The sequence below is a fragment of the Massilia scottii genome, from assembly GCF_030846495.1.
GTDB classification, from domain to species: Bacteria; Pseudomonadota; Gammaproteobacteria; order Burkholderiales; family Burkholderiaceae_D; genus Telluria_A; species Telluria_A violaceinigra.
Window position 1 is genome coordinate 207,835 of record NZ_JAVCWM010000014.1, and the last position, 15,466, is coordinate 223,300.

General features: G+C 56.9%; 12 protein-coding genes. 7 read left to right on the forward strand and 5 right to left on the reverse strand.

Going from position 1 to position 15,466, the window contains the following annotated elements:
* Positions 1–439 precede the first annotated feature (439 nt).
* From RBA41_RS20435 to RBA41_RS20465, 7 genes are all read left to right on the forward strand, one after another.
* Positions 440–2,674, forward strand: coding sequence for a type VI secretion system Vgr family protein (locus tag RBA41_RS20435; protein WP_306626094.1), 2,235 nt, complete (start codon positions 440–442; stop codon positions 2,672–2,674).
* A 91-nt stretch (positions 2,675–2,765) separates the two neighbouring features.
* Positions 2,766–3,773 (forward strand): DUF2169 family type VI secretion system accessory protein, encoded by a 1,008-nt coding sequence (locus tag RBA41_RS20440; protein ID WP_306626095.1) that lies wholly within the window; start codon positions 2,766–2,768, stop codon positions 3,771–3,773.
* A 28-nt stretch (positions 3,774–3,801) separates the two neighbouring features.
* Positions 3,802–4,260 (forward strand): hypothetical protein, encoded by a 459-nt coding sequence (locus tag RBA41_RS20445; RefSeq protein WP_306626096.1) that lies wholly within the window; start codon positions 3,802–3,804, stop codon positions 4,258–4,260.
* The gene (locus RBA41_RS20450; protein ID WP_306626097.1) at positions 4,247–5,581 is read left to right on the forward strand and encodes a hypothetical protein; all 1,335 of its coding nucleotides are present in this window, start codon (positions 4,247–4,249) and stop codon (positions 5,579–5,581) included. The genes RBA41_RS20445 and RBA41_RS20450 overlap by 14 nt, the downstream gene beginning before the upstream one ends.
* A gap of 49 nt (positions 5,582–5,630) precedes the next feature.
* Entirely contained in the window at positions 5,631–6,698 is a 1,068-nt protein-coding gene (locus RBA41_RS20455; protein ID WP_306626098.1) for a hypothetical protein, read from the forward strand.
* A gap of 19 nt (positions 6,699–6,717) precedes the next feature.
* A complete protein-coding gene (locus RBA41_RS20460) occupies positions 6,718–11,061 on the forward strand; it encodes an RHS repeat-associated core domain-containing protein (RefSeq protein WP_306626099.1) in 4,344 nt (1,447 codons plus the stop codon).
* Positions 11,062–11,063: 2 nt separating this feature from the next.
* Positions 11,064–11,432 carry an immunity protein Imm33 domain-containing protein gene (locus tag RBA41_RS20465; RefSeq protein ID WP_306626100.1) on the forward strand — a complete coding sequence of 123 codons (369 nt, stop codon included), beginning with the start codon at positions 11,064–11,066 and terminating at the stop codon, positions 11,430–11,432.
* Positions 11,433–11,679: 247 nt separating this feature from the next.
* On the opposite strand, the gene trbK is transcribed toward RBA41_RS20465, so the two are convergent.
* The 5 genes from trbK to RBA41_RS20475 all read right to left on the reverse strand — a co-directional run bounded on the left by trbK (position 11,680) and on the right by RBA41_RS20475 (position 15,382).
* On the reverse strand, positions 11,680–11,937 hold the full coding sequence (gene trbK, locus RBA41_RS33495; protein WP_374709575.1) for an entry exclusion lipoprotein TrbK: 258 nt from the start codon (positions 11,935–11,937) through the stop codon (positions 11,680–11,682).
* A gap of 24 nt (positions 11,938–11,961) precedes the next feature.
* A complete protein-coding gene (locus RBA41_RS33500) occupies positions 11,962–12,555 on the reverse strand; it encodes a GNAT family N-acetyltransferase (protein WP_374709576.1) in 594 nt (197 codons plus the stop codon).
* A gap of 200 nt (positions 12,556–12,755) precedes the next feature.
* Positions 12,756–12,998 carry a hypothetical protein gene (locus RBA41_RS20470; protein ID WP_306626101.1) on the reverse strand — a complete coding sequence of 81 codons (243 nt, stop codon included), beginning with the start codon at positions 12,996–12,998 and terminating at the stop codon, positions 12,756–12,758.
* Between the two features lie 14 nt (positions 12,999–13,012).
* Complete coding sequence (locus tag RBA41_RS33590; protein ID WP_445352074.1) at positions 13,013–13,357, reverse strand: immunity protein Imm33 domain-containing protein; 345 nt, start codon at positions 13,355–13,357, stop codon at positions 13,013–13,015.
* A 1,005-nt stretch (positions 13,358–14,362) separates the two neighbouring features.
* Positions 14,363–15,382 carry an HNH endonuclease gene (locus RBA41_RS20475; protein WP_306626102.1) on the reverse strand — a complete coding sequence of 340 codons (1,020 nt, stop codon included), beginning with the start codon at positions 15,380–15,382 and terminating at the stop codon, positions 14,363–14,365.
* Between the last annotated feature and the right edge of the window lie 84 nt (positions 15,383–15,466).

Genomic DNA, 15,466 nt, shown 5'->3' on the forward strand with positions numbered 1-15,466 from the left:
CACCTCGTCGCCACAGCGACGTTCCCAAAACTGCTTTGTGAAAACATCTCAAAACAACGTAAAGCACATACCCATCGATTGCATGTGGAATGCGATATATCCCACTGCGGTCTGGCACGTGTTGTGATCTGATTATGGGCTGCATACTAAGTTCATGGCAATTTTAGGCATTTCGCTAATTTGACAACAGGGTGATCCCAACGGTTCGATTTTCGCAGAATAAATTTCCACGCATGACATCCTCATGTCGGCCCACCGGAGACGAAAGGAAGAGTGTAGACAAACATGACATGTGTGGCGAATATTACACAGAAGTAATGTTTGCAATAGGTTATAATATGTGAGTGAAATTGTGAGCCCATTGACAACCGAGGGTGCGCTACTATCCCTGCCCGGGATGTGTTTCATCGATGTTTTAACACCCATCAGGAGCGAACGCATGAGCTTACAGGAATTGATCAGTGACCGTCAGCACGGCCGCTTGCTGCGATTGTCGTTTCCGAACGGCGACGGACCTTCGTCAACCCTGCTGGTGAACCGGATCGATGCCTTTGAGTCTCTGTCACGACCATTCGAGTTCACCATCGAACTGCTCTCTGACGACCCAAACGTCTCTCTGAAGGAGCTACAAGGCAAAATGATGTGCGTCGAGCTGGTGCGGCGCGACGGTTCCATGCGTTATTTTACCGGACGCATCTTTGGATTTGGACTAAAAACGGTGGATGGAGGAGTATCGTTTTACGAAGCCAAACTTGGTCCTTGGTACAAATATCTGACCATGCGTAAAGATAATTTTCTGTTTCATTACACTACAATGTACGACCAGACTGCCAGCATCTTCAGTGATTATGGCGGGCTGGCCGACTGGGACTGGCGTGTTCAAGGCGCAACTGACGTGTTCACGGATTGCTGCCAATTCGACGAAAGCGATCGCAATTTCCTCGAAAGGCGCTGGGTCGCCGCGGGGATTTTCTACTGGTTCGAGCACACTGCCACAGGACACAAGCTCGTCCTCTCCGACGATTCAACGGCCACTGCGCCAATCGATGGAAATCCTGAGGTGCCGTTTCAGCGGCATGCCGGTTCGGCGCACGAAGACGGGTTGGGGGAATGGTCGCCAGGCCGCCAGATCGTGACTGGTAGCGTAGCCTTAGCGTCGTTTGACTTCAAAGCGCCCCACCCCGCGCTGACTTCGCTGCCCAGCGTCAATCAGCAAGGCGACGTACCGAATATCGAGTCATACGAATACACCGGCGCCTTAGGGTTTAAAAGCGGCGGCGGCCGTTCCCTGGCCCAGCTCCGCATGGAAGAAGTCGAGGCGGCTGGCAAGCAGTTCGATGGCAGCGGTAATTGCCGCACTGTGATGCCGGGGCGCTGGTTTCGACTGACTGGTCACTTCGATGCCAGTAGCAGCGGAGGCGACGATCAAGCGCGCGAGTTCCTGATCACGGAGGTGACGCACAGCGCGTCGAATAACTATCACGTCAAAAATACATCAGAATCATATTATGAGAATCGTTTGTCGTGTATCCGTAAGATCATTCCCTTCCGCGCAGGACGCGATCACAACAGCGTCGAAACAAAGATCCACGGAATACAGACGGCAACTGTAGTCGGTCCTGTTGGTGAGGAGATCCATACTGACGAATATGGCCGGGTTCGCGTCCAGTTTCATTGGGACCGCGCAGGCAGTAATGATGAGAAGAGTTCGGCGTGGATCCGTGTCGCGACCCCCTGGGCGGGACCAAATTTTGGCATGACTTTCATCCCCCGCATCGGGACTGAGGTACTCGTTCAGTTTCTTGATGGCAATCCCAACCGTCCGGTAATCACCGGAATGGTCCCGAATGCCAATACGATGCCACCATGGACGCTTCCGGCAAACAAGACTCAGAGCGGCATCCTGACACGCTCCACACCAAAGGGCGGCTACGACAATGCCAACGCATTACGCTTCGAAGACAAGAAGGGGCAGGAGCAACTGTGGTTGCACGCGGAAAAGGATCAGCTCACCGAGGTCGAGCACGATGAAGACAAATGGGTTGGCAACGATCGCCGTAAGACAATCGACCGCGACGAGACCAACCACATTAAACGGGACCGCAAGGAAACTGTGGACCGTGATGAAACCATTACGATCCACAATAACCGTACCGAACGGGTGGATCATGATGAAAAAATCAGTATTGGCGATAATCGTACTGAAGATGTTGGCAAGGACGAAACCATTCATATCGGCGCTAACCGCAGCAAGACCGTGGACAAGAACGAGAAGGACACGATCGGTAAGAACTGGTCCATCAAGGTCGCCAAGATGAAAACCGAGACGATCGGCATGGCGTCCATGCAGAACGTCGGCTTGGGACGGTTGGAAAACGTTGGGTTGGGCTATAGCCTGAATGTCGGCGCGATTATGTCCACCGTGGTGGGCGCCAACAAAATCACCAAGGTCGGGGCCGATTATTCCAACACGGCCGGCACCAGCTACTCGCTCAGCGCCGGCGGCGATAGCGGAAGTGTGCTGGAGATGGATGGCGAAAGTATCACATTGACTATCGGAAAATCCTCGATCACGATGAAAAAATCCGGCGAAATCGAGATTGCAGGCGAAAAATTAACGATCGCGGGTAGTGACAACGTGACGCTGGTCAGCCCGAATATCCATAACAACTAAGCGCCGAAAGAGTATTGGTGACACATGACGCTCCACCAGAATGTGATTCTGCATGCGCAGCGCGCACTTGGCAGTTTCTGCGACAGCGCGCATGTTGACTAATCAAACCCCTTTGCCAGCCTTGGCGCGCGCCCACCGCGATCACCTGGGACAATCGCATATCCTGGTGATTGCCAAAGGGGCGTGGCTGCTCAGCACTGGCCGCATGGCGCCGGCCGAGCAGCAAGTCGGTCTTCACATGCAGCCGGTCAAGCGCCGCATTGGCGATCTCGAGCTGGCGCCGGCGCAACGCGCGGCGCTGCATGCGCGCCTGCAGGATGAAGTGATCTGGCTCGACCACGACTTGGCGCCGCCAAAACCCGCATGTGACGTGATGGTGGCCGGGTACGCCACCGCCCCGTTTGACCACCCTCACCCATATATAGACGCGGGAGTGCGCATTGGCGACAAAAGCAGTGGACTGCGCGCGTTTGCTCCGCGCTTCTGGCAAGATGGTTGGCTGGGTCACAAGGCCAAAGCACTAGCGACTACGGTGCAGCGTGTGCCGCTCAGCTACGCATTTGCGGACTGGCCATCCGGATTTGCCATCGAACAGGGCGACGAGACTGCCTATCTACCCTGGATCGAGGCCCTTCACGCGGACAGTCGACGCCGTAGCCACGCGCGGGTTCCCGCCGGATTCGGCTTTTGGCCCGAAAATGCCGTGCATCGCAGCAAGCATTCAGGCACTTTCGACGACGCCTGGCTACGCGAGCGTTCGCCTGACCTGCCAACCGACTTCAATCCGCGATTCTACAATGCAGCCCATCCGGAGTTGCAGCTGGTGCGCGCCCCGCAGGCCGGCACAGCAATTCGGCTGGTCCACCTGGCTCGGCAAGCCATCATCGATTGCACGTTTCCAGCGCTTGCCTTGGCGGTGCAAGCGCGCACGGCGGCCGGCCATATGCCAGCGCCAACCGCGATGACCGCCGACACCATCATTATCGAACCCGACCACGACAGGCTGTCGATAATATGGCGCGCGCTCGTGCCAAGTGGCCAGCAAGCAGACGCAGTTCGCTCGGTGCGCTTGTTTAAAACCGCCAACCCGGCCGCATGACGCAGCCACCCATTTTTGGAAGACGCATATGCAATCATTTGGCCATTCCGTTTCACAACGCGCACCAGCGGCGTCGATGAGCTATCGCAGCGCCACCGTCAGGACAGTCGATGGCGCGCGATGCGCGATCGATATTGATGGGGTGATCGCAGACGCCGTCCTGGCGACGCATATCCTGTCGGTCGCCGCCGGCCAGCAGGTAGCCGTCCTGGATGGCGGGCAGGCCGCACCGCTGCTGATCGTCGCCGCCTGGCCGCTACATCAGGAGCAGATTGAGCCTCCGCTCAAATTTGACGCTGACACCGGCACGCTGCATATTCGTGCCGCCCGCCTGAACCTGGCGGCACTGGCCACGCTGGAATTGCGCTGCGGTGAAGCGCTCATACGCCTGACCCTCGACGGCAAGGCGCGGATCGAGGGGGCCGAAGTTCTCTCGGCGGCCATTGGCGCTAATCGCATCGAAGGGGCTAGCATTGACCTCAACTGAATTGCCAAGAATAAGCCGCCGCCTTCCGCCGTTGCCCGGCATGCTGGACGAGATGCTGGACCAGGCCCTGCGTGCCCGTCGCCGGCGCATTATGATGGCCAACAACGCGTCTCTCAATCTGATGGCTTTGCGCGTTCCTGACGAGGCCTTGGATCAACTGGTTCAGAGCGCCGCGTTATACGGCCAGCAGGCAGTTGCTGCGGCCGATGATTTAATTGGGTCGCTGGATGGGGCGGCAAAAGATGCAGCGGTATTCGTGCGTGTCGCGCTGGCGGTGCAACTGCGCGACGCTACACTGGCCCAACTAGCCGTACGCTATCTCAGCGACTTTCCACAGGCAGTGCGCGATGCATGCTGGTTCTATCCTGTCACCAGCGGGGTCCTTACTGATGACAACTCCCACATCGTTCAGTTATTCAACAGCGCCGACGGCGCTGGCCAACTACGACAATTTGCCGTGGAAATGGCCGGACTGCGCGACGTCAAAAGCTTGCACGCGCAGATTGCCGATCTTCTTGACAATACGGCCTTGAGCGCCTCTGCGCACATCGCCCTGGCTCGAATGGGCGCGGCCACCGGCGCGACCCGGCGCTTCGCCCACGACAGCTTGGCCGCAGGCGAACCGATGCACTGTGCAACGGCAATGACACTCATCGGCGAAGACCCGAGCATTGCCGACAACGCCTTGCTGCAGTTGGCCTTGCCGCTGGACCCCGCGTACGTCGAGCAAGCTTGGGCAATTGCCATCGCACGCGACGCGCGCGCGCTTGCCAACCATGCGGCGCTCCGTGCTGACCTTGCGCCGCCGCTGCGCGCGCGCATCGTGGCGCTGACTGGCTTTGTCGATGGCGTCGTTGAGGCCTGCGCCATGATGGCGCAGGCCGATGGCCCCATCAGCGCATTTGAGGCCGACATTTTGCAGTTGACACTGGGCGAAGTGCCGGTCGAAGCGCGTTGCGCGCCGAATGACAAGCGCGCCAAGTCAGTTGCGCTGCGTGCGGCATTGCTGCGTGCTTGCCGGCGCGCTCACCTGACCTTGAGCAACGATGCCGATGTCTGCGAATGGGACCTCCAGGCGATTCTGGCAATGCCTACCCAAGCCGCAAGTATGCGCTTGCGCAATGGCGCCCCAATAGTGATGCCGGTACCGGCGTGGGACAGTGCGCTGATGGAGGTCAGCCACGGCTTGCGCAAATGGTTGTACATCGAGCGCGCAGCGCTTGCGCAGCATGCGCTGCCACTGTCGCCTTTCGACGTCACGCGCCGCCAGCAGTCAGCAATGATGGTCGCCGCATTTTCCGACGAGTTGAGCGCAATTTAACTTCGAGGCGTCATAGCGCCGCCTTCCAGCTAACTATAGAAATCCGCATATGAGCACTTTTCCCTCACCTGTATTGGCAATCCGCTCCAGCGGACTCGTAACTGCTATCGGCAACTCCACGCTTCAAACCACCTCTTCCTGGCTGACCCAGGCTCGCCGCATGCGCCGGGTTGACCTGGACGGCTTCGCCGACCCGTTTACCATTGCCGACTGCCACAGTGTAACCGCGCAACTGGCCCCCGTTGAGCGCCTTGCGGCACTGCTATTCCCGGCGGTAGCCGAAGCGATGGACGGCGCCGATTACCTGACTCATCAGCTGGAGGACGAATGTATGGAAATCGTCGTCCTGCCGCGTTGGCTACTCCCGGCTGATGGCAAGCGCCTGGCTACCGAGCTGGGTGCGATGCTCCTTCGTTACACTGGCTGGGTTCAGCGCCCCCGTTCCAGGCTCATCGTGCCGGCCGGAGCCAGCGGCGCCTGGCTCGCGCTCGAGTATGCCTACCGCTCGCTCGCCACCAACCCGCGCCTGCAGCATGTCATGATCGCGGCGGTCGACTCGGCGTGCACCCCTGAGCTCCTGCAGCAGGCAGCGGCCGCAGACTGGCTACACCGGCCCGGCAATGCGGAAGGATATGTACCGGGAGAAGCGGCGGCCTGTGTGCTGCTGCAGCGCGCCGATTCCATCAGTGAGCTGCCAGCTGGCGACTTTGCATTGCACCGCCCCGCTTTTTTCAACGCGGACGAGCACTGGGGACCCGGCGCCACGAAGCCAGACGCGAGTCCACTCAGTCAAGCGCTCAGCGGCGCACTGGCTGCCGCTGGCATGGAGCCTTCCAACATCAGTCATCTTGAAAGCGATATGGATGGTTCGGACTGGCGTGCCCATCTCGAGTCGACGGCCTTGAGCCGGGTGATATTCAGTCAAACCACCGCCTTGCCGCAATGGCGGCCAGCGACCTTGCTGGGACAAACTGGCGCGGCGGGCGGGGTTATCGGCTGGCTACTGCCGGCCAGCTTGCATCAACAGAAAATAGAGCACATCAATACGGTCCTGAACTGGTCGATCTCGCCAAGCGGCGAAACCGCCGCCTGCGTGCTCGAACGCTCCCCCAACTGACTTCGAAACCCCAGACGCCATGCCAACAAACGTACGGACTGACAATAACGATTTGGTGAGCCAGCACTCGAAGGGCGTGGCAGCGCAACCGGCTGATCCAGTGTTCCTCAAGCCAAAGGGTGATCCCGGTATCGCGCCCCATTTTAATATCAGTACCAAGATCAACAACCCGGCAGGCACCGTTTACGATCACAAAACGCGTTTGGCCCATAGCGAAAGCTATATGGGGCAAGGCAAGCATGTCCCGATCGTCATTGTCGGGCGCAATACAGCGCAGGTCGATGGGGACAATGGCTTTTTGTCGTGGATGAAAAATGTCTACATCGAGAAGCGTAACGCGGTCATGCATGGCGTCAAGACCGGCGTCAATTCGTTGTGGAGCATGTTACCGCCGGCCTTGAAAACCGCCATTCAGAACGGTGGTCAGATTGCTTCTGGCATGACGCTGAAGGATTTTGGCGACGCCGCGAAAGACGACGCCCAAGCCATGCTTGACGCCTTGATGTCCAAGGATACGGTGATGGCCCTGGCGCAGACTGCCGCACTGATGGCGGTGTCTGCCGTTCCTGTCGTGGGCCAACTTGCGGGCGGCGCGGCGGCGGTTCAGCGTATCAAGGGCGCCATCTCGGCAGTGGACGGCGCGGCGGACGAATTGAAGGCGATGGTGGATCGTTGGAGCAAGCCCATGAGCCCAGCGCAAATCGCCGCCGAACGCAAAAAACTGGCCTCGTTTTTGATCCGGGTCGGCGTTTCTGCGCTGCTGGCCGCGCTTGGTAAGGCGAGTGCGAAACTGTCCGCCCGCTCGAAAGGGAAAGAGAACTCGACGCAACCCGTGGTCGTCGGCCAAGCGGATTTGCCCAAAGGCACATGCAAGCTGTGCGTTAGGGGTAAGCCGGTCATCATCGCAACCGGCGAAAAATCGCTTTCCCAAGTCGACTTTTCCCTCCCTGGCACGCTACAAATCGAGTGGAATCGCACTTATCGCTCGGGCGATGCGTCCAGCGCCTGGTTCGGCCAAGGGTGGAGCACCCCGCTCGGGGTGACGCTGCACTTGGCTGCCAATGGCATTGCGTATCACGATGCCGGTGGACGTGCAGTGCGGCTGCCTTCGGTCGAATGCGGCGCTGAACTCTTTGACGCCTACGAACAACTGACCGTACGCCGACCGTCGGTACATGTGTGGGAAATTGTTTTTAAGGATGGGCAAACACTGCAGTTCCGACGCGAGCGCGAAGATTTTTTTATCTTGCCGCTGACATCAATCGTCGATCGCAATGGCAATACCATTAGCCTTCAATATCCCGCACCCAATGACGACCCTTTTGAAGCACAGCGCCCGCAGTTGATCACTGACAGCGCCGGGCGGCGCTTGCACCTCGCATGGAATGCGGCCAGCATGCTGACCTCGGTGACCTTGCTTCCCGTGGAAAACGAGGAAGTTCATGTGTTAGCCCACTACGCGTATAGTGCCGAGGGCGACCTCATCTCCCACACGGATGCGCAAAACGGCTGCCGCGAGTATGAGTGGCACAATCACATTCTTGTCGCGTACACGGAGCCGGACGGTGCACGCTACTGCGCCGAGTACGACGAGTACTCGACATTCGGTCGGGTGGTGCGCTCCTACGCCGCCGTCGATGGTCGCGGCCTGACTTTCGAGTACCTCGACCGTGCCCGCATCACCCGTATCACTGATGGCATTGGGCGCACCACCATCTATGAGTATGACGAACGCAAGGAAATTATCGCCACTACCGGGCCCGATGGCGTGCGCGTGGAGACCCCGACCGACGCAAACGGCAACCAGCGTGGCGCTGCCGATGCCTTGGGTAGACAAAGTCACTATCGCTATGACGGGCGCGGCAACCTGATCGATTTTGTCGATGCGACAGGTGCCCGCACGTCCATCGAATATAACCAGCTTGATCTGCCGGTCAAGTTGACCGACCCTTTACAGCATGACTGGCGGCGCCAATACGATATCCGCGGCAATATTGTTGCCGTCATCGATCCACTTGAACGCGTCGCCCAATACAACAATGACAGCTGCGGGCTTCCCACGGCGATCACCGATGCACGCGGCGGTTCAACCGCGCTGGAATGGACTCGTGCAGGCGAATTAGCCAGCTTTACCGATTGCTCCGGCCACGTTACCACGTTCGAGTACGACCGCCTCGGACGCTTAGTGTGCCGTCGCGATGCGTTGGGTCAAGTGACGAGATATCAATGGGATCAGGTGGGTCGCCTGGTCAAGCTCACCGACGCTGCAGGCGGTGTGCAGGAATATAGTTGGACCGCTGAGGGGCGCTTGTTATCCCACACCGATGCCTGCGGCGCCCGTACCACCTACCGTTACAATGCCCATACCGAACTGATCCAACGAACCGATGCAAATGGCCATCATTTGACATATGGCTATGATGCGATTGGACGCCTCACCAGCCTAACCAACGAGAACGGTGAGAGCACCGCCTTCATTTACGATCTTTCGGACCGTCTGTCCGATGAGATCGGTTTTGACGGTCGCCACCAGCGCTATTGCTACAACTGCCTGGGTGAACTGACTCATCTGGTCGAGGCGGGGGGCACTGATGCGGGCCCGGGCAAAGTCACTTTCTTTGATCGCGACGCGCTTGGCCGGGTGGTGGCCAAATTACCCCAAGGCGAACCAGACTGCCACGCCTACTTCAGCTTCGACGCCGTTGGGCGCCTGATCGCGGCAGACAATGCTGCAGCGCGGATCGCCTTCGCGTACGATGCAAGTGGACAGTTAACCGGGGAATGCCAGACGTTGGCAGGCGGCGCGCCACGCGAACTGGCGCACAGCTACGACATGATCGGTAACCGAACCCGCACTGTGCTGCCGGACGAGCGCGCGCTTGATTGGTTGTACTATGGTTCGGGCCACTTGCACCAGATCGGCCTGGAGGAAACCGGACAACGGCAAGTGATCGCTGATATCGAGCGTGACGCGCTGCACCGCGAAACCGCGCGCAGCCAGGGCGCGCTCGAAAGCGCCTACCAATACGACCCGATGGGACGGCTGTCGCGCCACCGTGTGGTGTCCGGCAAAGGTAATGGCAACGGTCTGGAAGGGTCCACTGGTGTCGCCATCGAGCGGACCTATCGCTATGACCCTTCAGGCAAGCTCATCACTAAGACCGACAGCCTGCGCAACCAGATGCACTACCGATACGACCCGGTTGGCCGCATTTTGGCAGCGACAGGTGAACGTCAAGAATCATTTGCCTTCGACCCAGCTGGCAACATTCAGCAGCCTGCAACGGTCGGCATCGTCCGCGGCAACCGCCTGGGTGTGTATCAGGACCTTCGTTACACCTACGATTCCTATGGAAACGTCAGCACGCGGGCCAAAGGTGCGCATGAGCGAGCCGAATTTGGCTGGAACGCCCTGCATCAACTGCAGCGTGCAACCGTCGTACGTCATGGAGTGACCCAGACGACGGGATTCGAGTACGACGCGTTGGGCCGGCGCACCCGGAAGTCCGACACGTTCGGCGTCACGGAGTTCCTGTGGGATGGCGACCTTCTTCTGGAAAGCCGGCGCGGCAGTAAAAACGAACTATTTGTGTTTGAGCCTGACTCGTTCGCCCCGTTGGCCACGATTCAAAACCAGAAGATCTACTGGTACCAAAATGATCAGGCCGGTACACCGCAGGAGCTCACAGATGCGAATGGCAGGATTGCCTGGTCTGCCGACTATAAGGTCTGGGGCGAGGCCCGATTGCAAACGCTCGGCGAGCATGCCCGGGCAAGCGCTTCGCTCGCGGGGTCTATCAACGAGCATCCGGTCAGTCAGCCGTTCCGTTTCCAGGGTCAGCAGTTTGACGAGGAAACGGGATTGCACTACAACCGGTTCCGCTACTACGACCCCGCTGTGGGCCGTTTTGTCAGCCTGGACCCGATTGGACTGGATGGTGGCTTCAATTTATTCAGCTACGCACCGAACCCACTACGATACATCGATCCGTTTGGCCTCGCTGGTACTACCCTCGACGCAACAGGGGCCTCGATTCCCACGAATAATCATGGAATTCCCGATAAGAACCTATTTACCCCGAAAAAGGGTATTGCAAAGTACAAACGTGTGCGGCAGTGCGGGCCGGTTGCGGCACAAGATGCCGCGGTTCAGGGGCTTCCATGCGTGGTTTGCGGTACAATCGCCCCGCGAATGGTTGCTGATCACATCGATGGCCTTGCGGTCGAGCACTACCGCACCGGTACCAACGATATCGCACATCAAACAAGTATCGCTGCCGTTCAGCCGCACTGTCCTCGCTGTTCAAGCCAACAGGGCGGTATGGCGTCAGCTTTTTCCAAATGCATGCATACTAAAATTTAGCCATGACTATCATCGATTTGAAATCCCCAGCGGTGCTCGCCCGCCAAAAAGAAGTATGTCAGCAGTATTCATCGGACGTGGTTCTGCCGGATCCTCACCTCAAGATCGGCATTGCGATCGACAGCCTGTCGAAAATGCCGATCACCGGGGTGCGCCGTAAGCCGGTAAATGGCACCGATGGCTGGTTCATTTGGGGCGGCGATTACTCATCCGAGACAGAATTTTATCAGCCGCTGCACCTTAGCCATATCGGCGAGTTTGCCCCGCAAGTTGTGCCCTACCTCGCTCTTGCTCCGGGATTTAAATTCATGATCGATAATGAAGGCTACGAGGACGTGTGGTTTGATGCATCGCTCCTGGAACCGTTCTGATCGGAATCAGTATTTCACTGGTGATTTGCACCGGTGAGACGCCTGATGCCTAGTTCCGCCTATGTTGCTGGTGCTGGCGCAACACCAGCCGTTGCGGCCGGTCCAGTTCGGCGCATTCTTGCTCCTTTGCTTAGCTTTGGTCGACTCGCGTAACGGGATTACGCTCCAGCAGTAAAACCTATCGTAGTGCCCAAATTTACTTGACCACCACAACCAGGTAGCGGGCGCCGAAGCACTGGATTTTCCGTTAGAAAGCTTGCGGCTTGCTCGGCACAAATTTTTTCCACGGAGCGCGGGCACAGGTACTACCCACCCTTTGACGTTTCGCCTCGTCGGTGATTGCCTTAATTCGCTCAAAGCTATCTGGAGCTTCGCAAAATGCTTGCCATTCTACATCGGTTGTCGGTTCTTGATGCGAATCGCATGCAACTAACCACATTGCGAAAACCGTTAGGACAGGGACTCGCCAGCTCAAGTTCTTCATCGTATTTTCCTCGCTTATCATACGTTTGTGGGAACCGCCAGGCGATTACTCATCAAGTCCGCGGCCAACCGCCAGAGCATACGGCTCTCCGCGCAGATGCCGCTCAAGTATCGCCCTCTCAAGCTGATCAATCTTTGGCTTAAGGTGACTCCATCGAACCTTCTCCTCATCCATCTCGTTCCCTGATAGGGATTGCGTCATAGGCACAGCATCAGCAAGCTCTTTACGAGCACTATCCCAGAACAAGATGGCTGGACTTATCGGCTGGACGACTGTGATCGGTAAGCGATATGTCTTTGCAAGGGACGTAAGCAACGCTAGCCCATACCCTTTCCGCCTGTATGGGGGTAGAATCTCAAGCTTAAAAAGGTACAAACGGTCTGTTAAAGGCGACACTCCATACAAGGTGCTCCCCACGACCTCTCGCTCGGAATTGTGGATAGTCTCCGTGACGTAGGGATTGGGCGCCGTGAACACTTTGAAATATTCCTTTTTCAAAACGCTTAAAGTGATCGTCGGTAGACCGCGGAGGGCACATTTACGTCCGCCCTTCAAAAAATCCGTAAATTTCCTCACGTCTTCTTCCTCGATGTTGCACTTTCGCGTGCGAAAGCGATTTTCCTCAGCCGATTCTGGCATGTTTTACATCGTCGTCCAAGCCGCCAGGGCGGCTTTCTTGGCCCCCATTGGCGTGCCAGCCAGAAGACATGCCAGGAAAGTGCTCCGTTTCGTACCTCTCGGTCAATAGGCCTTGCCTTTAGTGGCTACTGGCTGCCTTCCGCAACGGGGGCATGGAGCATGTTCTTGGACGACTGGATTCACGATCTTTTCCTTGGTGCTCAGGCCGCTGTCGTGGCAGCCAACTTGTACGACTTCTCAACGTCGCTTTCGAAGTTGCGTTCGCCAGTTACCGCGTGTTCAACCCAAACACGCCAGCCGTTCGCCGCGATCCTCGCTGCGGATTCCAGCACTTCCCCCGCGTCGACCACCGACCAGGACCGGACGAATCCTGTAGTCACGCGGGAGAACACCGCAGGGTTGCCTGCGACGTACTTCAGGGACCAGCATTTTTGCGTAGCCATGGTTTTTCCGATGATTAAGGTTCGGATTCTGCTACTTCATGATCGAACCAAGTACGGCCGTCGCCGGAAAAAAAGCGGTACCCGAATGCCAGACTGAGGAAGTCATACAGGTCGGGTCGCAACTCCGCAATATGTTGAAAATGGACGGTTTTCAATGACTTGATGTCGCCGTCATATCGGTCGGTCGTCAGCCACCATCCCGACATGTGCTCAGGAGATGGATACCGTACGCCCTCAACGACGTCGCCCTCGTAGACACCGTCCGATATCACTACCAGTTGGCCTGATTTCGGGAGACACCTAGCTGCCGCAGGGGATGGCTCTTGGGCTTTTCTACTTAGGTCTCGATTTTGTCCCATTGTCGACTATTCCACTTTTCCGTCCTGTTCAGGTATGCGCTACTTGTTCTCGTATTGTTCCGCCTGAATGCTCCTGCAAGTACTCTGCCACTCGGCGAACAATGCTGGCATCCGATGATCGAATCTTCAACACAAGCGGTTGCGTCGAGATCGGATCCACGTGAACCTCAGCGTCTTGACCGCCTCCGCGAAGGCGAAGAGATAGCTCAGTCCAATGGATGTCGTCAGTACTTGAACTATCGCCATCAGAGTCAATATTAGCGTCAGCCCCCCACAGGTGCTCAGCGACCAAGTAGTAAGCTGGGCGAGCGCCTGGATCAACAAGATAGAGCACCGAATCGATCCGCATGGGTTTTTCCGTCAAATTTGAGATTACGACAACGGCCTTCTTCGTCTTTCGGTTGACCCTGGCAGAACTGATCACCACTGCATCGGCTGGTCGCCCCGCAGCAATGTTCAGCTCAAAGATACGATCATCGCCGTCAAAGTGCGTTCCAAGGGTTAGATTCTTGTCCCACTCCGGAGGTATGCGCTCGTACCTTCAAGTGCGGTGCGAGTTGCCACCCGCGCGATTTCTTGCAACTCGTCTAACTCCGTCGACACTGTGGACATGCCGTGTACGCCTTCCATTTTTTCCTATGGGTTATCGGTTGGACCGGTCATCACGAAATACTTGCCGAGGCCAGCATGACGGTGATACGCGTCCTCAGCTGAGTTCGCGCCCCGCTTGTACGGGTAGGTCATAAGGATATAGACGCCCAACGCCGCAATTATGCTGATCCACCATGATTCAGTCATCGCAAAAAAGCTCGGCAGTCCTACTAAGGCGCATGACCACCCGAGTCTTTCGGCTATCAACTCGCCAACTTTCATTACTCACTCTCACCGGCTTCCGGCCGCTGCGGGGCGCCAAGCTGGCGCCGGGATTTTTCCCAATAGACTGTCGGCGGCACTGACCTGAACGGTCAAACCAGCGATGATTATACGGAGCCCATCCGCGTTTTACTAAGCCTGCAAGACTTTCGCGCCCTTGGTTCGGTTACATTTCCAGCACAAGGTTTGCAAATTTGATTCGCAGGTCATGCCGCCGCGCGCCAGAGGGATGATGTGATCTATCTCGAGTAGCAGATTCGTCACCTGGTGAGCTGAGAGCCGGCAGCCTTGACAAGTGTAGTTGTCTCGCTGTTTGATTTTTTCGCGTAGACTGGAGGTCATCAAAGCCCGCTGCCCTGCGACGCTATTCCTGAATTTGACTACGTCGCTCAAGTAAGCAATAAACTTATCTAGATTCGCGATATCCAATTTGATATCACACTTGGCAGAACTGTTGCCGCCTGCGGATATGTAGCGGAACGTATAAACGGGAAAATACAAATTGCTGAGATCGATCGGCCGGAACCCGAGCTCCCGAATCAGTCGTTTTTTGCTGAATGCAGAAATAATCTTGGGGATGTTGTCGTCAACCATCGAAATGATGTGATTGCGCTCATTTTCTAGCAAGTATTTGCCTTGCTCGGCTGCCGCGAAATTGTTGAGCACGTGTTCAAACCTGGACAGTGTTTCCTCGTCTCCCTTAATGTCGAAGTACTTGCATAGGTATTTGAAGGGCTGACTGCTCGCATTCTTTAATACGGACCCGGAGCAATTATGCACGCGATTGCTTGTCCCGAACTCCTGCCAAGTCCGACGTCTCATATTGTAGTGACTCGTATCGGAAAGGTCGCTACGGCCGTAATCGGTCGACTTCACGTCGGCATAAGTGGACTTGAGGTCTTCAACATGTTGGTTCAGATCGTTGCAATCCCCAGTATGTCGAGCAATGCCGCCTCTCACAAGCAAGAACCTCGCCCCCTTGAAATATTGGTGTAGGTATACCTGATACGCGACCAACGCAAAAACTATCCCAGCAACAATTTCCAGCAATTTGTGCCCCTCGCTTACGAAAGCATTATTCAAACCGACGGCGCTGCCTTTGCTGTGCCGACGACCACAACGAAACAAACGTAGCGAGCCAGTTCTTGCCAATCAGCGTCACCATCAGTCACACGACGATGTTAGACGGGAAGTGTCTAAACGTCAAAAAAATTTTCGGATGAAGTAATGTGAATA

Bases quoted from the DNA above. Each gene is read 5' to 3' on its own strand.
- RBA41_RS20435 (WP_306626094.1), top strand. From the start codon at position 440: ATGAGCTTACAGGAATTGATCAGTGACCGTCAGCACGGCCGCTTGCTG.
- RBA41_RS20440 (WP_306626095.1), top strand. From the start codon at position 2,766: ATGTTGACTAATCAAACCCCTTTGCCAGCCTTGGCGCGCGCCCACCGC.
- RBA41_RS20445 (WP_306626096.1), top strand. From the start codon at position 3,802: ATGCAATCATTTGGCCATTCCGTTTCACAACGCGCACCAGCGGCGTCG.
- RBA41_RS20455 (WP_306626098.1), top strand. From the start codon at position 5,631: ATGAGCACTTTTCCCTCACCTGTATTGGCAATCCGCTCCAGCGGACTC.
- RBA41_RS20460 (WP_306626099.1), top strand. From the start codon at position 6,718: ATGCCAACAAACGTACGGACTGACAATAACGATTTGGTGAGCCAGCAC.
- RBA41_RS20465 (WP_306626100.1), top strand. From the start codon at position 11,064: ATGACTATCATCGATTTGAAATCCCCAGCGGTGCTCGCCCGCCAAAAA.
- trbK (WP_374709575.1), bottom strand. From the start codon at position 11,937: ATGATAAGCGAGGAAAATACGATGAAGAACTTGAGCTGGCGAGTCCCT.
- RBA41_RS33500 (WP_374709576.1), bottom strand. From the start codon at position 12,555: ATGCCAGAATCGGCTGAGGAAAATCGCTTTCGCACGCGAAAGTGCAAC.
- RBA41_RS20470 (WP_306626101.1), bottom strand. From the start codon at position 12,998: ATGGCTACGCAAAAATGCTGGTCCCTGAAGTACGTCGCAGGCAACCCT.
- RBA41_RS33590 (WP_445352074.1), bottom strand. From the start codon at position 13,357: ATGGGACAAAATCGAGACCTAAGTAGAAAAGCCCAAGAGCCATCCCCT.